Source organism: Embleya scabrispora DSM 41855 (assembly GCF_000372745.1).
Classification (GTDB): Bacteria; Actinomycetota; Actinomycetes; order Streptomycetales; family Streptomycetaceae; genus Embleya; species Embleya scabrispora.
Genome location: NZ_KB889629.1, coordinates 177,832 through 203,674, shown reverse-complemented (window position 1 = coordinate 203,674; position 25,843 = coordinate 177,832). Strand labels below are relative to the sequence as shown.

Here is a 25,843-nt window from a genome sequence, read left to right as displayed (position 1 = left end):
CGGAGCGAGCCCTTCCAGGACTTGTCCGGCCACATCGGGACGGAGTCCCGGAGGGTGCCGTTTCCGTTCCCCGGATAGCGGGCCAGCGTGCCGTCGCTCCAGACGGACACGAGATCGACCCGACCGTCACCGTCGAAGTCCCCGGCCGTCATCCGCCGAACACCGCTCCAGGTGGTGTCGGNCCACATCCGCACCGGATCCGCGAGCGTCCCGTCGGCGTTCGTCGGATACAGCGCCAGGGTCCCGTCCGGCCAGACCGCGACCATGTCCGCCCGACCGTCACCGGTGAAATCACCCGACGCGACACGCGAAATACCACCCCACGACGCATCCCCCCACATCGCGGCCCCACCGGAAATCCCACCACTCCCGTCCCCGCGATACAAATGCAGCGTCCCATCCCCCCACACCGAGGCGATATCGGCCCGACCGTCACCATCGAAATCCCCGGCCGTCATCTCCCGAACACCCTTCCAGGAATCATCCGGCCACATCCGCACCGGCTCCGACAACCCCCCGTCGGCCCGCCCCGGATACAACGCCAAAGTCCCGTCCCCCCACACCCCCACCATGTCCGCCCGACCATCACCGGTAAAATCGGCCGACGCAGTCAAAATGGCGGAGGGCGGCGGCGGTGTCGTGTCGTCGACGATGTTGACGTTGCGGATCGGCGAGAACGTGCCGTGACCCGAGAAGTAGGGATACGGGATCTTTCGATAGTGCACGCCACTACCGGTGAACTCGTATCCCCAGTACTCGCTCCGCGAGGAGTCCGTCCACTTCTCGAAGAGTGCGATGTGGCCCGAGGATCCGGAGTCGGGGTTGTTCAGCGCGTCGCCGGCCTGGAGTTCGTTCTTGGTGATGCTCCTGGCCGCCCCGGAGGAAACGAAACTCCCGGTCACCTCGCCGGGCTTACCGAGCCCCCAGGCCATGGACGCAAATCCGGAACAGTCTCGGCGATATCCCTGGTAGAACCCATTCTGGTTGTAGACGAGACCGATCCCGACCCAAGTCCTGGCCCGAGCGATCACCTCGTTGCGCGTCATCTGTGGCCCGGCCGCGACCGACATGCGACCTTGCTGCGGGGCCGACTCGGAAGCTGCGGTGCCCTGGCCCGGGCTACCATGGTCCCCGGATGCCTCGGAGGATATCGAATTCAATTCCGAATTCGCGGCCGAGGCGGATCCGGAAGTTGCACTCACCAGCCCTGAAGAAAGGGCTCCGGCAAGCAGGAAAGAAAGCGCGGAGGTACGAAGCCGGGCGGAAATCGGCATGGCCATCCCTCGGTGGGTGAAATCGGATTTCTTCTCGGGCGGCTATTCGCTGCCGCCGAGAAGAGCATGTCCGATCACCAAAGGACATTCCAGGGGTTGCCGCCTGCCTGAAGCGGCCATGACCTGATCAGGCCGGCACGATCGCACACAGACGCTTCGACCCGTCCACTGCGGCACCCCACTCGATCGAGGGACAGGCAGCGCGGGGGAAAGTTGTTCGGCACTCGCGGAGTGGATTCCTCGGCGCTTCGCGGGTGCTCCGTACCGGCGCCTAGAAGGGCTGTACCCGCCCCGGTTGCACCGGCAGCGGGGCCGGTGCGACGGCCCGCTTCTGGTACGTCGGGCGGTCCACCACCTCCAGCCCGATCAGTTCCCACGGCGGCAGCCCCGCGCTCTGCCGATGCTCGCCCCACAGTCGCAACGCGATCGCCGCGGCGTCGTGCAGGTTGGGCGCCTCCTCCCAGTACCGCACCTCGGCGTGATCGGCCGCGTAGCGTCCGGCGAGCAGGAAGGGGTGTTCGTGGGCGAGCCGTTCCAGCGCGCGCCGTACGTCCTCGGGATCACCCGGCTTTCCGGCGAGGGTCAGCGTGATGTGCCACATTCGGCCCGCGTCGTCGTGTTCGACCCGCGCCGTCGTATTCGGCTGTCCCCAGGGTCGGTCCCCACGCTCCGGCACGGCCGGCCTCCCGTCGGCGAGCTACTGATCTTCGGTGGTCGTCGCTCAGCGGCGCAGCAGCACCAGATCGTCGCGGTGGACGACCTCGCGCTCGTAGGCCGGACCCAACTCCCGAGCCAACTCTCGAGTCGATCGCCCGAACAGGCCCGGCAGTTCCTTCGCATCAAAGTTGACCAGTCCGCGGGCCACGATGTGACCGTTTTCGTCAACCAGGTCCACCGGATCGCCGGCGACGAAACGGCCCTGGACACCGGTGATCCCGGCGGGCAACAGCGAGCTGTGCCGCTCGACCACGGCCCGGACCGCGCCGGGATCCAGCGTGAGCCGACCGCGCGCGGTGCTTGCGTGGGCCAGCCACAGGAGTCGGTCGGCCGTGCGAACTCCGGTGCGGTGGAAGAGCGTTCCGGTGTCCTTGCCGGCCAGCGCGTCGGATGCGAAGCGGGCCGCGGTGAGCACCACGGGGACCCCCGCCGAGGTCGCGATGGCCGCCGCCTCGACCTTGGTGACCATGCCGCCGGTACCCAGGCCGGCCTTGCCCGCCTTGCCGATCTCGATGCCTTCGAGATCCTGCGGTCCGGTCACGAACGGGACCCGGGCCGAGGTGGGCTTCGCCGGGTCGCCGTCGTAGAGCCCGTCCACATCGGACAGCAGCACGAGCAGATCGGCGTGCACGACGTGCGCGACCAGCGCGGCGAGTCGGTCGTTGTCGCCGAACCGGATCTCCTCGGTGGCCACCGTGTCGTTCTCGTTGACCACCGGCACCGTGCCCATCGCGAGCAGCTTGTCCAGCGTGTTGTAGGCGTTGCGGTAGTGCGAGCGGCGGGTGACGTCGTCGACGGTCAGCAACACCTGGCCGACCCGCAGGCCGTACCGCGCGAACGACGCGGTGTAGCGGGCCACGAGCAGCCCTTGGCCGACACTCGCGGCGGCCTGCTGGGTGGCCAGATCGCGCGGTCGGCGCGGCAGGCCCAGTGGGGCCAGCCCGGCGGCGATCGCGCCGGAGGAGACCAGCACGACCTGGACTCCCTCGGCCCGCTTGGCCGCTATCACGTCCACGAGGGCGTCGACGCGGTCCGCGTCCAGGCCCCCTTGCGCGGTCGTCAACGAGGACGAACCGACCTTGACCACGATGCGGCGCGCGGAGGTCACGTCCTCGCGCGCCACGCCGGCCCCACTGTGCACCTCAGGCCCCGCCTTCCCTGTTCGAAAAGCATCCGGTGCTCGAAAGCATCCGGACTCACCCAAAAACGTCGGGAATCACCGTCGTCCGCGGAGCGCCCGTCGGTCAGGAGTCCGAGAAGGGGTCGAACTCCTCGTACTGCGACTCGATCGCGTCGCGCTCGCGTCGGCGGTCCACCGCGGGGCGGTGCGTCTGCAGACGGTGGTCCTCGCCGCGTCGACCCAGCATCTCGGCGCCGGCTGCGACGGTGGGCTCCCAGTCGAAGACCACGCCGGTGACGTCGTCGCCGATGACGACCTCGGCACCGGGAACGGCGCCGGCCGACCACAGCGCCTCCTCGACGCCGAGCCGGGCGAGCCGGTCGGCCAGGTAGCCCACCGCCTCGTCGTTGCTGAAGTCGGTCTGGCGCACCCAGCGTTCGGGCTTGGCCCCGCGCACGATGAACGCCTCGTCGCGCCGGGTGACGGTGAAGCCGCTGTCGTCGACGGCGGTCGGCCGCAGCACGATCCGGGTCGCCTCGGGCGCCGGCGCGGCGTCGCGCGCACCCTGCACCTGGGCGGCCATCGCGAAGGACAACTCACGCAGGCCGGCCCGGCTGACCGCGGAGACCGCGAACACCTGGAGCCCGCGCGCCTCCAACTCGGCCTTGACCATGTCGGCCAGGTCGTTGCCGTCGGGCACGTCGATCTTGTTCAGCGCGACCATCCGCGGCCGGTCCTCCAGGCCGCCGTACGCCTTCAGTTCGGCCTCGATCGTGTCCAGGTCGCTGATCGGGTCGCGGCCGGGCTCCAGCGTCGCGCAGTCGAGCACGTGCACGAGCGCCTTGCAGCGCTCGACGTGCCGCAGGAACTCCAGGCCCAGGCCCTTGCCCTCGCTCGCGCCGGGGATCAACCCGGGCACGTCGGCGACGGTGTAGACGACGTCGCCGGCGGTGACCACGCCCAGGTTCGGCACCAGGGTGGTGAACGGGTAGTCGGCGATCTTGGGCCGCGCGGCGCTGAGCGTGGCGATCAGCGAGGACTTCCCGGCGCTCGGGTAACCCACGAGCGCGACGTCCGCGACGGTCTTGAGTTCCAGGACGAAGTCGCCGGCCTCGCCGGGCTCGCCGAGCAGCGCGAAGCCGGGGGCCTTGCGGCGCGGGGAGGCCAGCGCCGCGTTGCCGAGGCCGCCACGACCGCCCTGGGCGATCACGTAGCTGGCGCCGTTGCCGACCAGGTCCTCGACGAATTCCTCGTCGCCGTTGGGGAGCAGTCGCTTGACCACCGTGCCGTCCGGCACCGGGAGGATCACGTCCGCGCCGTTGGGGCCGGTCCGGTTGGCGCCGGCACCGGGCTTGCCGTTGGTGGCCTTGCGGTGCGGATGGTGGTGGTATTCGAGCAGCGTGGTGGTGTTGGCGTCCACGACCAGCGTGACATCGCCGCCCCGGCCGCCGTTGCCACCGTCGGGGCCGCCGAGCGGCTTGAACTTCTCGCGGTGGACGGAGGCCACGCCGTGGCCCCCGTTACCCGCCGCGACATGCAGCACGACGCGGTCGACGAAGGTCGTCACGTGGATTCCTCCTCGGCTCCCCTCGCGGGGAGCGAAACACTGTGGACAAACAACCGAGGGCGGACCGCATGGGGTCCGCCCTCGGATGTCAAAGCGAATGCCGCGGCGTGGTTATTCCGCCGGGACGATGTTCACGACGCGGCGACCGCGCGCGGTGCCGAACTGCACGGCACCGGCCGACAGCGCGAACAGCGTGTCGTCGCCGCCGCGGCCGACGTTGGTGCCGGGGTGGAAGTGCGTGCCGCGCTGGCGGACGATGATCTCGCCGGCGTTGACGACCTGGCCGCCGAAGCGCTTGACGCCGAGGCGCTGAGCGTTCGAGTCACGGCCGTTCCGGGTGGAAGATGCACCCTTCTTGTGTGCCATGTCGCTTCTCCCTACTTCCCGGAGTTGATGCCGGTGATCTTCAGCTGGGTGTGCTGCTGGCGGTGACCCATGCGCTTGCGGTAACCGGTCTTGTTCTTGTACTTCAGAATGTCGATCTTCTTGCCCTTGGTGTGATCGACGACCTCGGCCGTCACCTTCACACCCGCGAGGACCCACGGGTCACTCGTCACGGCTTCACCGTCTACGACGAGGATGGCCTGGAGCTCAACTGCCGAACCGGCCGCACCGCGAATGCGGTCGACCTGGACGACGTCACCGACGGCAACCTTGTGCTGCCTGCCACCGGCGCGAACGATCGCGTACACCGTGGATCTCTCTCTCTGCAGGGTCCGAGCCCCTGAAGCCAGCCACACCGAACAGAAATCGGGGGCCTCCTCCGAAGCTTGCGATCCGGAGGGTGGTTGCTCAGGAGCCTGTGCCTAAGCACACCAAGGGCAAAGGTTACAGGATGCCCGGGGGCGAAGGCCAAACGGGTCCGTCCCGGGGGTTTGAACCCGGGACGGACCCGTCGTGACTCAGGTTCCGCTCGCCGCCGAAACCGGCTCGGCGCCGTCCACGGCGCCCTCCGGCGGACCGGCGGGCCGGGTCGCCCGCCGCGACGTCTTGCGCGGCTTGGCGGCGGCCTTGGCGGGCTTGGCCGGCTCGGCCTCCGCCTCGGCCGGGACCTCGGCGGCGGCCCGGGCCTTGGCCGCGGCCTTGGTGGCCCGGGTCGACTTGGCTGCCTTCGGGGCCGGTTCCGGCGTCGGCTCGGCGGTCGGCTGCTCGGCCGGTGCCTCGGCGGCCGCCGCTGCCTCGGCCGCCTCGGCGGCGACCTTCTTGGCCGACTTGCGCGGCGTCTTGGCGGCGGCGGTCTTCTTCGCCGGCGCGGTCTTGGCCGCGGTCTTCTTGGCGACCGTCTTCTTGGCAGCGGCCTTGCGCACCCGCTTGGCCGGCGCCGGGGCCTCCTCGACGGCCTCGACCGGCTCGCCCTCCTCGACCGGGCCGGCCTCGACCGGCTCAGGCTCGACCGGCTCGGCCTCGATCGGCTCGGCCTCGACCACCGAGGTCTCCTCGACCGGCGCCTCGGCGACCACCTCGGCCTCGACCGGCGGGGCCGGCTCCGGCTCGACGGCGACCTCGACGGTCTCCACGGTCTCGATCGCCTCGGCGACCTCGCCCGGCTCGACCGAGCCGAGGGCGGCGACCTCGGGCAGTTCGGTGTCCACGGTGACGTCGTCGAACTCGGGTCCGGCCGGCTCCACCGATTCGTCGATGTCGACGATCTCGGTGATCGGCCCGCTGCCGTTCTTGTCGGCGTTGCCCTTGTTGCGCTTGCGTCGGCCGGATCCGGCGGGGCTGCCGTTGCCGCCGGCCCCGTGGTTGTGGCCGCCGTTGCCGTGGCCCTTGGTCTCCGGCGCGTCCATGTGCACGATCACACCGCGTCCGTTGCACCGCTCGCAGTTCTCCGAGAAGGCTTCGAGCAGACCCTGGCCGACCCGCTTGCGGGTCATCTGGACCAGGCCCAGCGAGGTGACCTCGGCGACCTGGTGCTTGGTGCGGTCCCGGCCCAGGCATTCCATCAGGCGCCGCAGCACGAGGTCGCGGTTGCCCTCCAGGACCATGTCGATGAAGTCGACGACGATGATCCCGCCGAGGTCGCGCAGCCGGAGCTGGCGGACGATCTCCTCGGCCGCCTCCAGGTTGTTGCGGGTGACGGTCTCCTCGAGGTTGCCGCCCTGACCGGTGAACTTCCCGGTGTTGACGTCGACCACGACCATCGCCTCGGTGCGGTCGATCACCAGCGAGCCGCCGCTGGGCAGCCAGACCTTGCGGTCCAGCGCCTTCATCAGCTGCTCGTCGACGCGGTACGTCGTGAAGACGTCCACCTCGCTGGTCCACCGGGACAGGCGCGGGGCCAGGTCGGGGGCCACGTGGCCGACGTAGTCGTGGATGACGCTCCACGCCTCGTCGCCCGAGACGATCAGCTTCGAGAAGTCCTCGTTGAAGATGTCGCGGATGACCCGAACCGTCATGTCCGGCTCGCCGTACAGCAGCGAGGGCGAACTGGTCGTGATCATCTTGGACTTCTTCTTGATCTCCTCCCACTGGGCCTGCAGCCGCGTCACGTCGCGGGTCAGGTCCTCCTCGGTCGCGCCCTCGGCGGCGGTGCGCACGATGACGCCCGCGTTCTCCGGCACGATCTTCTTGAGGATGGTCTTCAGTCGCGCCCGCTCGGTGTCCGGGAGCTTGCGGCTGATCCCGGTCATGGTGCCCTCGGGCACGTAGACCAGGTAGCGACCGGGCAGCGAGACCTGGCTGGTCAGCCGGGCGCCCTTGTGGCCGATCGGGTCCTTGGTGACCTGCACCAGGACCGACTGACCGGGCTTGAGCACGGCCTCGATCCGGCGCGGGCCGCTGAAGCCCGCCGCCTCGAAGTTGACCTCGCCGGCGTACAGCACCGCGTTGCGGCCCTTGCCGATGTCGACGAAGGCGGCCTCCATCGACGGCAGCACGTTCTGGACCTTGCCCAGGTAGACGTTGCCGACGTACGCGGACTGGTTGTCCTGGCTGCGGCTGACGTAGTGCTCGACGAGCACGTCGTCCTCGAGCACGCCGATCTGGGTGCGCTCGCCGTTCTGGCGCACGACCATCACGCGCTCGACCGCCTCACGGCGGGCCAGGAACTCCGACTCGGTGATGATCGGCACACGCCGACGGCCCTGCTCGCGCCCCTCGCGGCGGCGCTGCTTCTTGGCCTCCAGACGGGTCGAGCCCTTGACGCTCTGCACCTCGTCGGTGGGGCTCTCGGCGAGCGCCTCGCGCTTGCGTGGCTCGCGGACCTTGACCACGGTGCGCTCGGGGTCGTCCTGCGGCTCGGCGGCCGACTCCTCGCCCGCGCCGTCACGACGGCGGCGCCGACGCCGACGCCGACTGCTGGTGGTCGCCCCGGCGTCGCCCGGCTCGTCGGTGTCCTCGTCGTCGTCCGGACCGTCGCCGACGCCTTCGGCCTGGTGCTCGCCGTCCTCGTCCGGGCCGTTGTCCTCGCCGCCGTCGTCACCGCGGCCGCGACGCCGACGGCCACCACGCCGACGACGCCGGGTCGGGCGCTCGCCCTCGGTGTCGTCCTCGTGCGTGTCGGAGCCCTCCGGCTCCTCCACCGGCTCGGGCTGCTCGGTCGCGGCGACCGAGCGGCCCACATGCCGCTCCTGCTCGTCCTGGTAGCGCGAGTCCTGCGGCTCGGCCTCGGCGGCCGTGTGCACCTCGTCCACCGGCAGCGCGCGCCGCCGGCGACGCCGACCGCGCGGCTCGTCGGGCTCGGTCCGGGTCTCCGGCTCGGGCTCGGCGACGGCCGGCGCCGGGGTCGGCTCGGCCGCACGCTGGGGCGCGGCGAAGACGGCCGCCTGCGGAGCCTGGAACAGCGGTTGGAACACCGGCGGCGGCGTCTTGCGACCACCCCTGGCCCGCGGCTCGGGTGCGGCCTCGGGCTCCGGCTCGGGCGCGGCCTCGGCGACCGGCTCGGCCTCGGCGACGGGGGTCTCCTCGATCGCCTCGGCGGCGGGCACCGCGCGCTTGCGGGTACGCCGAGTCCGCCGCGGGGCCTCCTCGGCCGGTTCGGCCGCGGTCTCCGGCTGCGCGATCTCGGTCTGCACCGGCTCGGCCCGCACCGACTCGGGGACCTGCTCGGGCACGACCTCGTCCGGGGTCGCCTCGGGAGCGACCGCCGCCCGCTTGCGGGTGCGCCGGACGCGCCGGGGCGCCTCCTCCGGCTCCGGCTCGGGTTCGGCCGCCACCGGTGCGGGCTCGGCGGCCTCCACCGGTGCGGACGCGACCTCGGCCGTGTCGGTGACCGGCGCGGTGACCCGCTTGCGGGTGCGCCGCGCACGTCGCGGGGCCTCCGGCTCGGGTTCGGGCCGGGGCTCGGGGGTGGTCTCGGCCACTACGGCCTCCTCGGCCTCCGGCTCCTCCTCGTCGGAGGGCGCGGGAACCTCGGGTGTCGCGGCAGCCGGAACCGGCGCGGCCTCGGCAGAGGGCACGCTCGGCGGTCCTGCGGGGCGACTGGCGGCGCGTCGACGGCGGCGGGGGGCCGGCGTCGTGGCCGTGTCGTCCTTCGTGCTGTTGTCGTTGTCGGAAGTACCGGAGTTCACAACCCCGGGTGTACCTGATGTCTCAGGCGTGTCGTTGGGCTCGGTGTCGAGCATGCGGGTCTGTCTCCCGTCACGCTTCCGGGCGCTCCAACGCAGGGCGCCGCGCGGAAGCTTCTCTCTCACTCGCCGGTCCCGACCTTGTGGCCGTGACCGGGCGATAAGTCTGTCGGAAATTCAAGCCTTGGGCCTCGTGTACCCGGTCGTCACCGATTCGAGGCTTCGACGACGGGTTCTGCACCGCCCTGCGGGCCGGTCCGGAGTTCCTCGCCCCCCTGCGAGGTGTGCTCCTCCGCCGATGCTGCGCGGTCGGGCGCGAGCGGGTCGGTCACCGAATCGGTCGCGGTGTCGAGCGGCCCCTGCGCCAGGCGGGTGACCGCGGCGGCGGTGGGCGTAACAAGTTCGGCGACCATGCGAAGACCGGACAGAACGTCGTCGGGTCGAACGGCGGGTGTGGTGTGCCGGACAACCAGTCGCAGTATCGCACAGGGTGCGGTGCTCCCCGCATCGACACCCTGGTGACCTGCGTCGTTCGCGTCGGGGGTGGTGACGGTCAGCGCGATCACCGCCTCACGGGCGTCGAATGTGCGCATTCCGTTCTTGCTCATCCGCTGGACCTCGACGGTCTCGGCGGCCAGGAAAACGCCCACCGCACGCTCGGCCTCCTCGCGGGTTACGCCCGCGAGGACCAGCTCCCAGACCGACGCCTCCAGGCGTTCGGGCAGGTTGCCGCCGTGCGCCTCGACGATCTCGAGCACGTCGAGACCGGTCGGCAGGGACGCGTCGAGCAGGTCTCGCAGACGCGCCGGGTCACAGTGCGTGGCCACGCCGATCTCGAGATACTCCGCCTCGCTGGCGACGCCGGTGGGCGCCGCTCCCGCGTAGGACACCTTGGGGTGGGGGGTGAAACCGGCGGAGTAGGCCATCGGCACTTCGGCCCGACGCAGAGCCCGCTCGAACGCGCGCTGGAAATCCCGGTGGCTGGTGAACCGGAGGCGGCCGCGCTTGGTGTACCGGAGGCGCAGTCGCTGGACCGTCGGCGCGGGCGGCGGTCCCTCGGGCGTACGTCGTGCCAGTTTCGCTCAGTCCTTGGCTCAAGTGGGTGGGCAGCAGTCGGTCCAAGCCTACGGCCATCGGGCGGGTCGGGTCAGCGCCCCCCGATTCCGAAGGCCCGCAGCACCTCCGCGGTCGCCCGACCGATCGGCCGGAGCACGTTGCGGCCGACCCAGCGCAGCGGGGCCACGACCACGACCCGCCACACGGCGCGGATCGCCCTGCCGATCGGCGTGAGCACGTTGCGCCAGGCCCAGGACACCGGCAGCACGACCAAGTGGTGCCAGACCACCGCGATGCCGCGACCGATCGGGGCCAGCACGGCCCGCCAGAGCCAGGAAAGCGGCCGGACGATCAGGAAGTTGAATACGGCGGTGGACACCTCCCACGCGAACCGCAGCGCCTGGAGCGTCGCACGCCCGACCGGGCGCAACACGTACCGCCACAGCAGCACCGCGGGCTTGTACAGAAGGTGTCTGAACAGGAATGCGAGCGGTCGGGCGATCAGGTGGACGACCACCCACGCGATGGCGTCGCCGATCGGCACCAGGATGTGGCGGGCGACGAAGCGCAACACGGGGTACAGGAACCAGTCCCACAACAGGATCTTCAGGCCCTTGAGGATCGGGCGCAGGAACCAGTCCCAGAACAGGAATTTGATCCCCCTGCCGATCAGTCGCAGCAGCTCCCACAGCAGGCGCAGCGGCACCACGACGATCAGCGCGATGATCCGGGCCGGCCAGCGGACCACCGCGTACAGGCAGCCCTCACCCGGTTCGGGGCCGCTGCCGGTGCGTGGTGGGTGCGGAAGTTCGGCGCCCTGCTGCCACCCGGGCGGCTCGGGCGCGCCCGGTGCGCCCGATGGGTTGTTGTGGGTCGATGGCGTCCACGGCACCGGATCCGGTTGGTCCCCGTTTGCATTCACCCGGGAAGATTAGTGGCCCTGCCCTCGCAGAGGGAGTGGGGCCACGAATGCTGCCTTGCGTGATTGTCCGACTACTTGACGACATTCGAACGCGCCCGACCGCAGTCGTCGAACCGCGCCGTACAGGGCCCACCATGCGGGGCGCGCTACCGCGTGTCCGGATGCTCGATAACGTGCAACTCCCGGCAGTGCGGCACCTGTTGATGGGTCGGTTCGGCGGCGTCCGCCACGACGGTGCGCGCGTACCCGCTACCCGCGACCACGTACTGGCCACGCCTGAAACGCACTTCGGTTCTTCCTCGACCATCGCCGACACTCCCTGGACGGCGCTGTTCCGGCTTTGCCGGAGTCGGCGGTTCGCTCTGCGAAATGCCGCGGATCCTCGGCAACCACCGCTGAACGTCACCCGGTTCGAAGTCCGCAGCGGCCTTGACGTGGTGAACGCGTGGAAAGGGCAGCGGGCCCTGCCATCGGCGGGCCCGCTGTCTTTTTCGGTACCTCGAACTGTTCGGCGGCAAAGGGAGTTCCGGGCTTTGCGGGGTGGTGTCCCGCGCCGCCTCAAGACGCCTGGGCCGTGTCAGCCCTGGGTGGCCGGTTGCTTGACCGACAAGGGCAGCAGCTTTTGGCCGGTCGGGCCGATCTGGATCTCGGTGCCCAGCTGCGGGCAGACGCCGCAGTCGAAGCACGGGCTCCAGCGGCAGTCGTCGACCTCGGTTTCGTCGAGGGCGTCCTGCCAGTCCTCCCACAGCCAGTCCTTGTCCAGGCCGGAGTCGAGGTGGTCCCACGGGAGCACCTCGTTCCACTCGCGCTCGCGCGTGGTGTACCAGTCCAGGTCCACCGGCTCGTCGGCCAGCGCCTTGTCCGCGCAGCGCACCCAGCGGTCGTAGCTGAAGTGCTCGCTCCACCCGTCGAAGCGGCCGCCGTCCTCCCACACCGCGCGGATGATCCGACCCACCCGGCGGTCACCGCGAGACAGCAGGCCCTCGATCGCGCCCGGCTTGCCGTCGTGGTAGCGGAAGCCGATGGACTTGCCGTACTGCCGGTCCGCGCGGATCGCGTCGCGCAGCTTGTGCAGTCGCGCGTCGGTGGCCGCCGGGTCCAACTGCGGGGCCCACTGGAACGGGGTGTGCGGCTTGGGCACAAACCCGCCGATCGACACCGTGCAGCGGATGTCGCGGCTCCCGGAGACCTCGCGGCCCTTTTGGATGACCTTCTTGGCCATGTCCGCGATCTGCAGCACGTCCTCGTCGGTCTCGGTGGGCAGGCCGACCATGAAATACAGCTTCACCTGCCGCCAGCCGTTGCCGTACGCGGTGGCGACCGTGCGGATGAGGTCCTCCTCGGACACCATCTTGTTGATCACCTTGCGCAACCGCTCGCTGCCGCCCTCGGGCGCGAAGGTCAGACCCGAGCGGCGACCGTTGCGGGTCAGCTCGTTGGCCAGGTCGATGTTGAACGCGTCCACCCGGGTGGACGGCAGCGACAGGCCGATCTTGTCGTCCGTGTACCGGTCCGCCAGGCCCTTGGCCACCTCGGCGATCTCGGTGTGGTCGGCGGAGGACAACGACAGCAGACCGACCTCCTCGAAGCCGGTCGCCTTCAGGCCCTTGTCCACCATCGCGCCGATGCCCTCGATGCTGCGCTCGCGCACCGGCCGGGTGATCATGCCCGCCTGGCAGAACCGGCAGCCGCGGGTGCAGCCGCGGAAGATCTCCACCGACATGCGCTCGTGCACCGTCTCGGCGAGCGGGACCAGCGGCTGCTTGGGGTAGGGCCACTCGTCGAGGTCCATCACGGTGTGCTTGGACACCCGCCACGGCACGCCCGAGCGGTTCGGCGCGACCCGCTGGATCCGACCGTCGTCGAGGTAGTCCACGTCGTAGAAGCGCGGCACGTAGACGTTGCCGGTGACCGCGAGACGGAAGAGCAGTTCGTCTCGACCGCCCGGCCGGCCCTCGGCCTTCCAGGCCCGGATGATGTCGGTGATCTGGAGCACGGCCTGCTCGCCGTCGCCGACCACGGCGCAGTCGATGAAGTCCGCGATCGGCTCGGGGTTGAACGCGGCGTGTCCGCCGGCGAGCACGATCGGGTGATCCTCGGTGCGATCCTTCGCCTCGATCGGGATACCGGCCAGGTCGAGCGCGTTGAGCATGTTCGTGTAGCCCAGCTCGGTGGAGAAGCTCAGCCCGAACACGTCGAACGCGCCGACGGGCCGGTGTCCGTCCACGGTGAACTGCGGCACCTCGTGCTCGCGCATCAGCTTTTCCAGGTCGCCCCACACCGCGTAGGTGCGCTCCGCGAGCACGTCGGCGACCTCGTTGAGGACCTCGTACAGGATCATCACGCCCTGGTTGGGCAGGCCGACCTCGTAGGCGTCCGGGTACATGAGCGCCCAGCGGACCGCGCACGCGTCCCAGTCCTTGACGGTCGAGTTGAGTTCGCCACCGACGTACTGGATGGGCTTCTGCACCTGGGGCAGAAGCGGCTCCAGACGCGGGAACAGGGACTCGACGGGCATGGCGGTCCTTCCGAGGGGCTGGGGAGGGGGATCGACCTCCCAGCTTAACGCGAAGCGGGCGGGCCCCCTACCGAGATCCTCGGTGGCAGCCCGCCCGCGACGGGTGGTCCGGCGCCGGCGCGACGCGGCCCGCCGGGTCCCATCAGGCGGTTTTGAAGGCGCCCGCATGTCGCATGTGCACCGACTGCAACAGCCCTATCCCCATCCAGATCGCGAACATCGAGGAGCCGCCGTAGGAGACGAACGGCAGCGGCAGGCCGGCCACCGGCATGATGCCCAGGTTCATCCCGATGTTCTCGAACGCCTGGAAGGCGAACCAGGCGACCACGCCGGCCGCGACCACGGTGCCGTACAGGTCGTCGGCGTGCAGCGCGATCCGGATTCCGCGCCACAGCAGGATCCCGAACAGCGCGATGATCACGCAGCAGCCGATGAAGCCGAGTTCCTCGCCGGCCACCGAGAAGACGAAGTCGGTCTGCTGTTCGGGCACGTACTGGCCGCTGGTCTGCTCGCCGTTGAACAGTCCCTTGCCCATGAGCCCGCCCGAGCCGATCGCCAGTCGGGCCATCGCGGTGTTGTAGCCGACACCGCCCGGATCGAAGTCCGGATCGGCGAAGGCCCGGAACCGGTCGATCTGGTACTCGCTGAGCAGCCCGAGCTGCACGACCGCGACCGCGCCGGCGGCGGCCATCACCATCAGCGCGATCATCCAGCGCGCCCGCGCGCCGGACGCGAGCAGCACGCCCAGCACTATCATCGCCAGCACCATGACCGAGCCGAGGTCGGGCATCAGCATGATCACCACCATCGGCACCGCGGCCACCACCAGCGCCCAGAACACGGCCTTGTCGCCCGGCCTGGTCAGATCCCCGGTGTCCACGCGTTCGGCCAGGATCATCCCCATGCACAGGATGATCGCGATCTTGGCCAACTCGGCCGGCTGCACCGAGAAGCCCGCGCCCAACTGGATCCAGGCCCGCTGACCGTTGATCGTGCTGCCCAACGGACTGAGCGCGGCCATCAGACCGAGCACCGCGGCGATCGCGACGAACGGCGCGAAGGCCCTTATCCGGCGATGGCCGATTATCGCCACCCCCGTGGCCAGGACCAGCCCGATGGCCAGGTTGAGCAGATGCCGCTTGAAGAAGAACTGCGGATCCCCGCCGGTGATGCCGCGCCGATTGCGGGTCGCGGACCACACCAGCAGGGAGCCCACCGCGGACAGCGCCAGCGCGGGGCCCAGGAGCATCCAATCCAATCGGCGCACGGGCGCGTCGCGTTGGATGATCTGCCGGGTGATCGACCGGCGTGGCGTGAACATCGGTGCGAGTCGGCCCAGATCCGGTGTACCGAATCCGGCCACCCGCGAGGCGGGTCGCAATCTCAGGCTCATGTCCCTCTCCCCGTCCGGTGGACCTCACGGTCGGGCGGCAGTGCCCCGAGCGCGATCGGCGCGGAAGTGCCGGGAATATCGTTGCCGCCGGGGCGCGGCGGCAACACGTAGGAGGCGGGCACGACCGTGCCGTCCTCCTTGAACTGCGGCAGTTCCGTGGGCGGGGCGGGCAGCAGCGCCTTGGTCGGGTCGATGGCGCCCTGGTCGTCGACACCCAACATCGCCTCGTAGATCTTGCGCACGGACGGACCCGAGGTGCCCGAGCCGGTGCCGCCCTGGCTGACCATCATCACCACGGCGTACTGCGGGCCGTCCTTGGGACCGCCGTAGGTGGCGAACCAGGACGTGCTCTGCTTTCCGTACACCGAACCGGTGCCGGTCTTGGCCGCTATCGGCATCTGTGCGTTCGGCCAGTTGGCGAACACGCCGGACGCGGTGCCGTTCATCTCGACGCCGATCAGCGCCTTCTGCAGGTACTTGAGCGTGGCGTCGCTTATCGGCAGCTTGGCCGCCACCTGTGGCTGGATCTCGCGCACGAGCTTGCCGCTCGGGCTGACCACGGCCTTGCCGAGGGTCGGCTTCCACAGCGTGCCGCCGTTGGCGATCGCCGCGTACGCCCGGGTCATCTGCAACGGGGTGACCGTGGTGTCGCCCTGGCCGATCGCGAAGTTGATCGCGTCACCGGCGCGGAACTGCCAGCCGTCGACGCAGTTCTCCTTGGCGATCTTGTCCGCGTAGTCGTTGCCGGTGTTGCCCTGCTTGCACCACGCGTCCTTGTTCTGCTCCCAGTTGCGCTTCTTCCAGGCCCGGTCGGCGATCCGCCCGCCGGACTCGCCGGGCAGGTCGATGCCGGTGGGGGCGCCCAGGCCGTAGTTCTTGGCCATGGTGACCATCGGGTCCCTGGGGTTCTTGCCGAAGATCCCGCCGTCCCTGAGCCACATGTCGTAGCCGATGCCGTAGAAGACGGTGTTGCAGGAGACCTCCAGGGCGCGCTGGAGCGTGATCGGGCCGTAGCCCCTGGACTCCAGGTTGTTGAAGGTCTGGCCGCCGACCGAGATGCTCGGCGAGCAGTCGTAGTTGGCCTTGGTGGAGTAGCCCGACTCGGCCGCGGCCGAGGTGGAGACCACCTTGAAGATCGAGCCCGGTGCGAACTGACCCTGTATGGCCCGGGACACCAGCGGCACACCGGCCTTCTCGTCGGTGAGCGCCTTGTAGTCCTGCGGCGAGATGCCGCCCACCCAGACCGACGGGTCGTAGTTGGGCGCGCTGGCCATCGCGATCACCCGGCCGGTCTTGACGTCCATGACCACGGCCGCACCCGCGTCGGCGATGAAGTTCTTGTGCGTGTTGCCCGCGTCGAAGGTCGCCCGGGCCCGCTTCATCGCCTCGTCGAGCTGCTGTTCGGTGATCGCCTGGATCCTCGCGTCGATGCTGGTCACCAGGTGGTTCCCGGCCACCGCCGCGGTCTCCGAGACGGTGCCGGTGACCCGACCGAGGTGGTCCACGGACAGCCCGGTGACCCCGGACTTCCCGCGCAGGTCCGCGTCGTAGCTGCGTTCCAGACCGCTGCGACCGACCTCGTCGGCGCGCTGGATGTCCTTCTTGCCCTCCGCCTTCTGCTTGCTCAACTCCTCGTCGGAGACCGGCGAGAGATAGCCCACGATGTGTGCGCCGTTGGCTCCCTCGGGCGCCGGGTACTGGCGCACCGCGGTGGGCTCGGCGGTCACCCCGGGAAAGTCCTCGCGGTGCTCCATGATGGTCAGCGCCTGCTCGGTGGTGGCATTGTCGGTGACCGGAATCGGCTGGTACGGCGAGCCGTTCCAGCACGGCTTGGGCACGTTGCGCTCGCACAGCCGGGTGCGCGCCTTGACCTCGTCGGCGGGCAGTCGCAGCACCTCGGCCAGCTTGGTCAGCACCTGCGCGCCGGAGTCGGGCATTCGCAGCAGTTCGGTGCGGCTGACCGAGACCACGAGCGCGGTGCGGTTGTTGACCAGCGGGCGGCCCCGGTCGTCGAGGATCTGGCCGCGTACCGCCGGAGTCACCACGTCCCGAACCTGGTTCTGCGACGCGGCCGCGGCGTAGTGGTCGCCCTCGCGGATCTGCAGGTACCACAACCGGCCGAAGAGAGTGATTATCAGCGACAGGACCAGGATCTGCAGGATCACCATCCGGGCGCGCACACTGTGTGCGCCGTCTCCCCTGGAGCGGCCGGCGTTGAGCAGGCTCGGCATCCGGTTACGCATCTTGGGCGTTCACCCCCTACCGGGACAGGCCCGAGAGCATCGGTTTCGGATCCACTTTGCGGGCCAGCGCCATCACCCACGGCACCACGAACGGGGCCAGGATCGCGTCGTAGACCACCGCCGTCAGCAGCAGCTTGGTCAGCCCCACCTGGCGCACCGCACCGTCGCCGACCAGCGCACCGACCGCCGCGTACAACACGGTGGTGGCCGCCGCGGCGAACGCGACGACGGCGATCGGCGCGAGCACCGAGCGTCTGGGGCTGCGCGAGACGAACAGGCCGGCGACGTACCCGGTCAGGCACAACACGAACGCGTACCGGCCCGCCGCGTGGTCCGCGGGCGGTGCGAGGTCGGCGCACAGGCCGGCCGCGAAGCCGATCATGCAGCCGGAGGTCGGTCCGTAGGTCAGCGCGAGCCCGACCACCACCAGGAGCAGCAGGTCCGGCACCGCGCCGGGCAGACCGAGCCGGGCGAGCACGCTCACCTGGACGACGAGCGCGACGACGATCAGCAGCGCGGCGAAGAGCACGCGGGAGATCCGCACCGTCTCAGTCCCTTCCGGTCGGTGGGGTCGTGCCCCCGGACGACGGCTTGCGACGGCCGTCGGCGCCGGGGTCGGCCGCGTTCGCGTTGTTGCTGCGGGTACCGCCGGCGGGGGGCTTGGCAGCCGTGGTGCCCTTGGGCGGCTCGGTGGACGCGGGCGGGGCGGGCGGCGCGGGAGGAGCGGCCGGAGCGCTCGGTGGCGCGGCGACCTCCTGGGCGAGCGGCGGCAGCACCGCGTCGCGCGGATCGGTGCGCGGCGGCTCGATCACCACGCCCACCGTGTCCAGCCTGGAGAAGTGCACGTACGACTTCACCTCGACGCTGCGGGTGAGTTCACCCGGGGTGTTGCGTACCTCGGCGACCTCGCCCACCGGCACGCCCGCCACGAACGGCTTGCCGCCCTGCGAGCCGAACGTCACCAGCCGGTCGCCCTTCTTGACGTTGGCCTGGCCGTTGAGCAGCTTGAGGTTCATCGGCTTGTCGCCGCGGCCGGAGGTGATCCCTATCTCCATCGATCCGGCCAGTCGCGAGCCGACCGCGAATCCGGGGTCGCTGGCGAGCAGCACGGTCGCGGTCATCGGACCCACGTGGGTCACCCGACCGACCAGTCCGTCGCCGTTGATCACGGTCATGTCCGGCCTGATGCCGTCGCCCGCGCCCGCGTCGATGGTCACCGTCCAGGAGAAGCCCTGGGCGGGCCCGACGGCGATCACTCGCGCGGGCTTGATCTTGTACTGCCCGGCCGAGGAGACCTTGAGCAGTCTGTCCAATTCGGCCGCGCGGTTGCGGTCGAACTCGATGTTGTCCACCTGTTGACGAAGCTTGGCGTTCTCGTCCTGCAGGCGCTTCTTCTCGCCCTCGTGGGATCCCGCGTCCTTGACCGCGTTCACGGCCCGGCCGACGGGGTCCACGGCGGCGGACACGCCGCGTTCGGCGGGACCGAACACGGCCGAGGCCCAATCGCGGACGTTCGCGATGGGCGAGTTCCGGCCACCGCGGATGTCCACGGTGATGAGGGCGAAAGAGATCGCTAGCAGCAGCACGAGGACCAGCCGACCGTGCCGGGAGTCCCTCACGATGCGCGCCCGCCCCTTTCGTACGTTGCGGCGCTTGTGGGCAGTTGTGGTGTGTGGCCGTGCCGGGCCGAGCACGGTGGGCGGCGATTGCGGCGGCCGCCCCCGCGTCCTCGGTCAGCGGCGCGGTTGGGCGTCCAATACCTGCTGGAGCTTCTCGTATTCCTCGACGCACTTGCCCGCGCCCAGAGCCACCGAGTCCAACGGGTTGTCGGCGATGTGGATCGGCATCCCGGTCTCGGTGCGCAGTCGCTCGTCGAGGCCACGCAGCAGGGCGCCGCCGCCGGTGAGCACGATGCCACGATCCATCACGTCGCCGGCGAGTTCGGGCGGACACTGGTCCAGCGTGCTCTTGACCGCGTCCACGATGGTGTTGACCGGTTCCTCGATCGCCTTGCGGACCTCCGAGGTGGAGATCACGATCGTCTTCGGCAGGCCGCTGACCAGGTCGCGACCACGAATCTCGCTGTGCTCGTCCTCGCCGAGGTCGAAGGCCGAGCCGATCGACATCTTGATTTCCTCGGCACTGCGCTCGCCCAGGAGCAGCGAGTACTCCTTCTTGACGTAGGCGATGATCGCGTTGTCCAACTCGTCGCCGGCCACCCGGATCGACTGGGCGGTGACGATGCCACCGAGCGAGATCACCGCGACCTCGGTGGTGCCGCCGCCGATGTCGACGACCATGTTGCCGGTCGCCTCGTGCACCGGCAGACCGGCGCCGATCGCGGCGGCCATCGGCTCCTCGATGATGTGCACGCTGCGCGCGCCGGCCTGACTGGACGCCTCGACCACGGCGCGGCGTTCGACGCCGGTGATGCCCGAGGGCACGCAGATCACCACGCGCGGACGGGCCAGGTAGCGACGACGGTGCACCTTGAGGATGAAGTAGCGCAACATGCGCTCGGTGATCTCGAAGTCGGCGATCACGCCGTCCTTGAGCGGCCGGATCGCCACGATGTTGCCGGGCGTGCGACCGATCATCTTCTTCGCCTCGGCGCCCACCGCCAGGATGCCCCCGGTGGTGGTGTTCTTGGCGACCACCGACGGCTCGTTCAATACGATGCCGCGGCCTCTGACGTACACCAGCGTGTTGGCCGTACCGAGGTCGACCGCCATGTCACGACCGATGAACGACAAGTTGTTCGCCATATAAAGAACCTAGGGCCTTCCCGAGCTCGTAGCCATGAGGACATGAGCCGGCCGAGGGACGTCGTACCAAGCACGCCGGATCGACCGACCACAATCGTAGGCACGGTGTACCGGCGGCAGAACCGCAACGTACCGGGGCACGGCTGCACCCTTCATCCACCATGACGTGATCACGGGGCGAGGGGTTGCGTGCCACGCGCGGCGAGTGGAGGGATTTCCCTCTAACAGCGCACGGTCGAGGCCCGATAGGGCGCCCCGGCGGGTCGCGCGGAGGGCCGCGCGGTGTGGTCACGAAAAAAAATCGATCCTCCGCGCAGCCCGCGCGCGTCGCGCGGCCCCCGGGAGTCATCGCGGCGCGATCGTCGCGGCGGGGATCACCGGCCGATCCGGCGCGGCGCACCGGGCGCCGCGACCGAATCGTCAGGCGTGTTCGGGAAAGAAGTTCTTGATCTCGCGCTCGGCGGACTCCGGCGAGTCGGAGCCGTGCACGATGTTCTCCCGGGTGATCGTGGCGAAGTCGCCGCGAATGGTGCCCGGCAGGGCCTTGATCGGGTCGGTGACGCCGGCGAGCACGCGGAAGGACTCGATCACCCGCTCGCCCTCGACGATCAGCGCCACGGAGGGGGCCGAGGTCATGAACTCCACGAGCGGGGCGTAGAACGGCTTGCCCTCGTGCTCGGCGTAGTGCCGCTCGATCGTCTCGCGATCCATCACCCGCAGATCGAGCGCGGCCAGGGTGAAGCCCTTGCGCTCGATGCGGCCGATGACCTCGCCGACGAGACCACGCCGGACTCCGTCCGGCTTGACCAGGACGAGCGTGCGCTCGGACACGTTTGGCTCCTTGCTTCCTCGAAGAGGGGGTACGGGTACGAACCTTGCGACCCGACGAACGGTCAACGCCCAGAGCCTATCCGGGGTAACGCATCAACCATTCGGCCGTATGTCGCGACTCAGCCCGCGGTGGCCGTCCGGGCCGCCTTGGCGGCGTCGATGACCCGCCCGACCCGGACGCAGCCGTACCAGATCGCGGCGAACACCACGCCGATCAGGAACATCATCGGGACCACGAAACCGGTCAGGAACAGGCCGAGTTGGAGCACCCAGCCCGCGGTGATCGCCCACGGCCGGCCGAGCTTGGCGCACAGCCAGACGCACACGAGGGCGGACGGTCCGGCGACCGCCCACAACACGCCGGTGGAGATGTCGGTGAGTTGCATCGCCACCAACGCGGCGAGACAGATCACCAGGGCCTGGCCGATCAGATGGGTCGAACACAGCGCGCGCATGCTCAGGCGTTCCTTCCGTTGCGGTTGCCGCCGCCGCTCCCGCCGGCCGGGCCGGTGCCCGGGTCCGCACCCGGTTCGCCGCCCTTGAGGAGCACCCGGGCTTCGCCGACGGTGACCACGGAGCCGGTGATCAGCACGCCCGCGCCGCCGAGGTCACCCTCCTCCTCGGCGAGCGTGACCGCGGCCTCGATCGCGTCCGGCAGGCTCGGCTGCACCTCGACCCGGTCCGCGCCGAACACCTCGACCGCGAGCGCGGCGAGTTCGTCGACCGGCATCGCGCGCGGCTGCGAGTTCTGCGTCACCACGACCTCGGCGAGCACCGGTTCGAGCGCCTCGAGCACGCCTCGCACGTCCTTGTCGCCCATCACGCCGATCACCCCGACCAGGTGCCGGAAGTCGAACGAGTCGGTCATCGCCTGCGCGGCGGCCCGGGCACCGGCCGGGTTGTGCGCGGCGTCGATCAGGACGGTGGGGCTGCGCCGGACGATCTCCAGCCGACCCGGCGAGGTGACCGACGCGAACGCCTCACGAACCAGGTCGGCGTTCAGCGCGCCGCCGCTGGTGAGCCCGGGGCGGTCGGCCACGCCGACGCCCAGGAACGCCTCCACCGCGGCCAGCGCGACCGCGGCGTTGTGCGCCTGGTGGCTGCCGTGCAGCGGCAGGAAGACGTCGTCGTACTCCCCCGCCAGGCCGCGCAGGGTGAGCAACTGGCCGCCGACCGCCAGGTCGCGCCGGACCACGCCGAACTCCATGCCCTCGCGGGCCACCGTCGCGTCCACCTCGACCGCGCGCCGGATCAGCGCCTCGGCCGCGTCCACCGGCTGGTGGGCCAGCACGACCAGGCTGTCCTGCTTGATGATCCCGGCCTTCTCCACCGCGATCTCGCCGGGCGTGCCACCGAGGCGGGCGGCGTGGTCCACCGCGATCGGGGTGACCACGGCGACCGTGCCGTCGACCACGTTGGTCGCGTCCCACGTGCCGCCCATGCCGACCTCGACCACCGCGACGTCCACCGGCGCGTCGGCGAAGGCCGCGTACGCCATCGCGGTGATCACCTCGAAGAAGGACAACCGGTGCGGCTGGGCCGCGTCGACGATGTCGATGTACGGCTCGATGTCGCGGTAGGTCTCGACGAAGCGCTCGGCGTCGATCGGCTCGCCGTCCAGGCTGATCCGCTCGGTCATCGACTCCACGTGCGGGCTGGTGTAGCGGCCGGTGCGCAGTTGGAAGGCCCGCAGCAGCGCCTCGATCATCCGGGCCGTGCTGGTCTTGCCGTTGGTGCCGGTGATGTGGATGACCGGGTACGCCCGCTGAGGTTCGCCGAGCACGTCCATCAGCGCGACCACACGGTCGGTGGAGGGGTCGAGCTTCGTCTCGGGCCAGCGCCCGATCAGCTCGGCCTCGACGGCGCGCTGTGCGGCCAGTGCCTCGGCGGGGTCTGTCACAGGTGTCACCGGTTCTGATCGAGTTCTGCGGGAGCTGGGGTTGCTTGCGGGGTGGCCGCCCGCCCGGCCCGGGAGGGTGTGCCCGGGCCGGGCGGGCGGTCGGGTCAGGCGGTGGGCAGCCGGTCCAGCTGGCCCTTGATGCGTTCGATGTCGGCCTCGGCGCCGGCCAGCTTGTCCCGGACCTTGTCCACCACGTCGGGGGCGGCCTTGGCCAGGAAGCCCGCGTTGCCGAGCTTCTTGGTGTTCACGTCGCGGACCTTCTCCGCCTCGGCCAGGTCCTTGGACAGGCGCTTGCGTTCGGCGGCGAAGTCGATCGCGCCGGACAGGTCCAGCTCGATCACGGCGCCCGCGACCGGGAAGGACGTGGTCGCCGAGAAGCCCTCGCCGGCCGGCGTGCAGCGGGCGAGCTGACGCAGCGCCGCCTCGTGCGCGGCGATCGCGGTGCCCGCGAGCGAGATGTTGGCCGGGACCCGCTGGCCGGGCTTGAGGCCCTGGTCCGAGCGGAATCGGCGGACCTCGGTGACCACCTGCCGGAGCGTGGTGATCTCGGCCTCGGCGGCCGGGTCGGCGAACCCGCTCGGGGTGGGCCACTCGGCCACGACGAGCGACTCGCCGCCGGTGAGCGTGGTCCACAGCTCCTCGGTCACGAACGGCACGATCGGGTGCAGCAGCCGCAGCGTCACGTCCAGGACGTGACCCAGGACTCGCCGGGTGGCCTGTGCGGCGGCCTCGTCCTCGCCGTTCAGCGGCAGCTTGGCCAGCTCGACGTACCAGTCGAAGACCTCGTCCCAGGCGAAGTGGAACAGCGTGTCCGAGAGCTTCGCGAACTGGTAGTCCTCGTAGTACGCGTCCACCTCGGCCACGACCGCGTCCAGCCGGGACAGGATCCAGCGGTCGGTCGCCGAGAGTTGCCCGGCGGCCGGCATCGGGCCCTCCACGGTGGCGCCGTTCATCAGCGCGAACCGGGTGGCGTTCCAGATCTTGTTGCAGAAGTTGCGCGAGCCCTGGACCCAGTCCTCGCCGATCGGCACGTCGGTGCCGGGGTTGGCGCCGCGGGCCAGGGTGAAGCGCAGCGCGTCGGTGCCGTACGCGTCCATCCAGTCGATCGGGTCGACCACGTTGCCGAACGACTTGGACATCTTCTTGCCGAACTGATCGCGGACCAGGCCGGTGAGCGTGATGGTGTGGAACGGCGCCTGCCCGTCCATCGCGTACAGCCCGAACATCATCATCCGGGCGACCCAGAAGAAGATGATGTCGTGCCCGGTCAGCAGCACGTCGGTCGGATAGAACTTGGCCAGATCGGCGGTCTGTTCGGGCCAGCCCAGTGTGGAGAACGGCCACAGCGCGGAGGAGAACCACGTGTCGAGCACGTCGGTGTCCTGCGTCCAGCCCTCGCCGGTGGGCGCCTCGTCGTTCGGGCCCACGCAGACCGTCTCGCCGTTCGGGCCGTACCAGACCGGGATCCGGTGGCCCCACCACAGCTGCCGCGAGATGCACCAGTCGTGCATGTTGTCGACCCAGCCGAAGTAGCGCCCGGCCAGCTCCTGCGGGTGGATGGCCACCCGACCGTCGCGCACCGCGTCGCCGGCGGCCTTGGCCAGCGGCTCGACCCGGACCCACCACTGCATGGACAGCCGCGGCTCGACCGTGGTCTTGCAGCGCGAGCAGTGCCCGACCGCGTGCGTGTACGGGCGCTTCTCGGCGACGATCCGACCCTGCTCGCGCAACGCGGCCACGATCGCGAAACGCGCCTCGTAGCGGTCCAGGCCCTCGAACGGGCCGTGCACCGTGATGATCGCCCGCTCGTTCATCACCGAGGGCATCGGCAGGTTGTGCCGACGGCCGATCTCGAAGTCGTTCGGGTCGTGCGCCGGAGTCACCTTGACCGCGCCGGTGCCGAACTCGGGGTCCACGTGCTCGTCCGCCACGATCGGGATCCGCCGCCCGGTGAGCGGCAGTTCGATCTCGGTGCCGATCAGGTGGGCGTACCGCTCGTCGCTCGGGTGCACCGCGACGGCGGTGTCGCCGAGCATGGTCTCGGCGCGCGTGGTGGCCACCACGATCGCGTCGTCGCCGTCGCCGTAGCGGATGGAGACCAGTTCGCCGTCGTCGTCCTGGTGCTCGACCTCGATGTCGGAGATCGCGGTCAGACAACGCGGACACCAGTTGATGATCCGCTCGGCGCGGTAGATCAACTCGTCGTCGTAGAGCCGCTTGAAGATGGTCTGCACGGCCTGGGACAGGCCCTCGTCCATGGTGAAGCGCTCACGCGACCAGTCCACGCCGTCGCCCAGGCGACGCATCTGGCCGAGGATCCGGCCGCCGTACTCTTCCTTCCACTGCCAGACCCGGTCCACGAACGCCTCGCGGCCCAGGTCGTGCCGCGACTTGCTTTCCTTGGCCAGCTCGCGCTCGACCACGTTCTGGGTGGCGATGCCGGCGTGGTCCATGCCGGGCAGCCACAGCGCCTCGAAGCCCTGCATGCGCTTGCGGCGGGTGAGCGCGTCCATCAACGTGTGCTGGAACGCGTGGCCCAGGTGCAACTGTCCGGTGACGTTCGGCGGCGGAATGACGATCGTGTACGGCGGCTTGTCGCTCTTGGCGTCGGCCTCGAACCAACCCGCGGCTACCCAGCGCTCGTACAGCTTCCCCTCTACCTCGGCGGGGGTGTACTGGGAGGGAAGGGCCTGCGGCTGCTCGGCGGCAGCGGCTGCGGGAGTGGTGTTCTCGGTCACCGCCCCAGTCTACGGAAGGCGCGCGGGCGCCTTCGACGCGCCGGGGGCGGGGCGGGAACAGGGGCGCCGGCGGCAGGTCGGGAGGGGCGCCGGCGCCCCTCGGGGGCGGCCGCGGTCCGCCGGCCTGTCGCCGGTGGCGTCATGCCCTTGTCACCGTGATGTCACCGCGACCCCATCGGGTGTCGATTACCGCTAGTTTGCGCCATGGGCCGCATCCGGGTTCCGACGATGGGGGCATCGGTCGGAGCGCCGGAGCAGGCCCGTATCCGTGAATTCGTGAATTCGTGAATC

Annotated in this window: 19 protein-coding genes and 1 pseudogene; all 20 read right to left on the bottom strand. The window is 70.2% G+C overall.

Translation table 11 applies throughout. The annotated features are described in order from the left end of the window. Nucleotides 1-572: FG-GAP repeat domain-containing protein (locus A3IC_RS73500; protein ID WP_425387331.1), on the bottom strand; the 572-nt coding region annotated here is incomplete at its 3' end. 973 nt (nt 573-1,545) lie between these two features. After that, the gene (locus tag A3IC_RS0114370; RefSeq protein WP_245599291.1) at nt 1,546-1,950 is read right to left on the bottom strand and encodes a hypothetical protein; all 405 of its coding nucleotides are present in this window, start codon (nt 1,948-1,950) and stop codon (nt 1,546-1,548) included. Between the two features lie 45 nt (nt 1,951-1,995). Then, entirely contained in the window at nt 1,996-3,099 is a 1,104-nt protein-coding gene (gene proB, locus A3IC_RS0114365) for a glutamate 5-kinase (protein ID WP_040876622.1), read from the bottom strand. 136 nt (nt 3,100-3,235) lie between these two features. Then, nucleotides 3,236-4,678 (bottom strand): GTPase ObgE, encoded by a 1,443-nt coding sequence (obgE, locus tag A3IC_RS0114360; RefSeq protein WP_020550745.1) that lies wholly within the window; start codon nt 4,676-4,678, stop codon nt 3,236-3,238. A gap of 111 nt (nt 4,679-4,789) precedes the next feature. Next, on the bottom strand, nt 4,790-5,044 hold the full coding sequence (gene rpmA / locus A3IC_RS0114355; protein WP_020550744.1) for a 50S ribosomal protein L27: 255 nt from the start codon (nt 5,042-5,044) through the stop codon (nt 4,790-4,792). Between the two features lie 11 nt (nt 5,045-5,055). Then, nucleotides 5,056-5,370 (bottom strand): 50S ribosomal protein L21, encoded by a 315-nt coding sequence (rplU, locus tag A3IC_RS0114350; RefSeq protein ID WP_026218258.1) that lies wholly within the window; start codon nt 5,368-5,370, stop codon nt 5,056-5,058. 210 nt (nt 5,371-5,580) lie between these two features. Beyond that, a complete protein-coding gene (locus A3IC_RS54405) occupies nt 5,581-9,243 on the bottom strand; it encodes an Rne/Rng family ribonuclease (protein WP_052173473.1) in 3,663 nt (1,220 codons plus the stop codon). Nucleotides 9,244-9,392: 149 nt separating this feature from the next. After that, nucleotides 9,393-10,262: a TIGR03936 family radical SAM-associated protein gene (locus A3IC_RS0114340; protein ID WP_052173471.1), complete on the bottom strand. Its 870-nt coding sequence runs from the start codon at nt 10,260-10,262 to the stop codon at nt 9,393-9,395. A gap of 71 nt (nt 10,263-10,333) precedes the next feature. Continuing rightward, entirely contained in the window at nt 10,334-11,164 is an 831-nt protein-coding gene (locus A3IC_RS54400) for a hypothetical protein (protein ID WP_205353991.1), read from the bottom strand. A gap of 146 nt (nt 11,165-11,310) precedes the next feature. Then, the gene (locus tag A3IC_RS68665; protein WP_020550738.1) at nt 11,311-11,451 is read right to left on the bottom strand and encodes a hypothetical protein; all 141 of its coding nucleotides are present in this window, start codon (nt 11,449-11,451) and stop codon (nt 11,311-11,313) included. A gap of 290 nt (nt 11,452-11,741) precedes the next feature. Further along, the gene (locus A3IC_RS0114325; protein WP_020550737.1) at nt 11,742-13,682 is read right to left on the bottom strand and encodes a TIGR03960 family B12-binding radical SAM protein; all 1,941 of its coding nucleotides are present in this window, start codon (nt 13,680-13,682) and stop codon (nt 11,742-11,744) included. Between the two features lie 142 nt (nt 13,683-13,824). Beyond that, on the bottom strand, nt 13,825-15,003 hold the full coding sequence (rodA, locus tag A3IC_RS0114320) for a rod shape-determining protein RodA (RefSeq protein ID WP_020550736.1): 1,179 nt from the start codon (nt 15,001-15,003) through the stop codon (nt 13,825-13,827). A gap of 68 nt (nt 15,004-15,071) precedes the next feature. After that, on the bottom strand, nt 15,072-17,318 hold the full coding sequence (mrdA, locus tag A3IC_RS0114315; RefSeq protein ID WP_245599290.1) for a penicillin-binding protein 2: 2,247 nt from the start codon (nt 17,316-17,318) through the stop codon (nt 15,072-15,074). Between the two features lie 37 nt (nt 17,319-17,355). Continuing rightward, a pseudogene (gene mreD / locus A3IC_RS54395) lies at nt 17,356-17,862 on the bottom strand (rod shape-determining protein MreD); the annotation flags it as partial. A gap of 4 nt (nt 17,863-17,866) precedes the next feature. Beyond that, entirely contained in the window at nt 17,867-18,937 is a 1,071-nt protein-coding gene (gene mreC / locus A3IC_RS0114305; protein ID WP_020550733.1) for a rod shape-determining protein MreC, read from the bottom strand. A gap of 114 nt (nt 18,938-19,051) precedes the next feature. Then, complete coding sequence (locus A3IC_RS0114300) at nt 19,052-20,071, bottom strand: rod shape-determining protein (RefSeq protein ID WP_026218256.1); 1,020 nt, start codon at nt 20,069-20,071, stop codon at nt 19,052-19,054. A gap of 432 nt (nt 20,072-20,503) precedes the next feature. Next, nucleotides 20,504-20,914, bottom strand: coding sequence for a nucleoside-diphosphate kinase (gene ndk, locus A3IC_RS0114295; protein ID WP_020550731.1), 411 nt, complete (start codon nt 20,912-20,914; stop codon nt 20,504-20,506). A gap of 119 nt (nt 20,915-21,033) precedes the next feature. After that, nucleotides 21,034-21,369: a DUF4233 domain-containing protein gene (locus A3IC_RS0114290; RefSeq protein ID WP_020550730.1), complete on the bottom strand. Its 336-nt coding sequence runs from the start codon at nt 21,367-21,369 to the stop codon at nt 21,034-21,036. Between the two features lie 2 nt (nt 21,370-21,371). After that, nucleotides 21,372-22,814, bottom strand: coding sequence for a bifunctional tetrahydrofolate synthase/dihydrofolate synthase (gene folC, locus A3IC_RS54390; protein WP_020550729.1), 1,443 nt, complete (start codon nt 22,812-22,814; stop codon nt 21,372-21,374). 104 nt (nt 22,815-22,918) lie between these two features. After that, a complete protein-coding gene (locus A3IC_RS0114280; RefSeq protein ID WP_020550728.1) occupies nt 22,919-25,552 on the bottom strand; it encodes a valine--tRNA ligase in 2,634 nt (877 codons plus the stop codon). Nucleotides 25,553-25,843: the final 291 nt, after the last annotated feature.

Coding starts and splice junctions, on each gene's coding strand:
- A3IC_RS0114290 (WP_020550730.1), bottom strand. CDS start 21,369: ATGCGCGCGCTGTGTTCGACCCATCTGATCGGCCAGGCCCTGGTGATC.
- mrdA (WP_245599290.1), bottom strand. CDS start 17,318: ATGCGTAACCGGATGCCGAGCCTGCTCAACGCCGGCCGCTCCAGGGGA.
- rpmA (WP_020550744.1), bottom strand. CDS start 5,044: ATGGCACACAAGAAGGGTGCATCTTCCACCCGGAACGGCCGTGACTCG.
- rodA (WP_020550736.1), bottom strand. CDS start 15,003: ATGTTCACGCCACGCCGGTCGATCACCCGGCAGATCATCCAACGCGAC.
- A3IC_RS54405 (WP_052173473.1), bottom strand. CDS start 9,243: ATGCTCGACACCGAGCCCAACGACACGCCTGAGACATCAGGTACACCC.
- A3IC_RS0114325 (WP_020550737.1), bottom strand. CDS start 13,682: ATGCCCGTCGAGTCCCTGTTCCCGCGTCTGGAGCCGCTTCTGCCCCAG.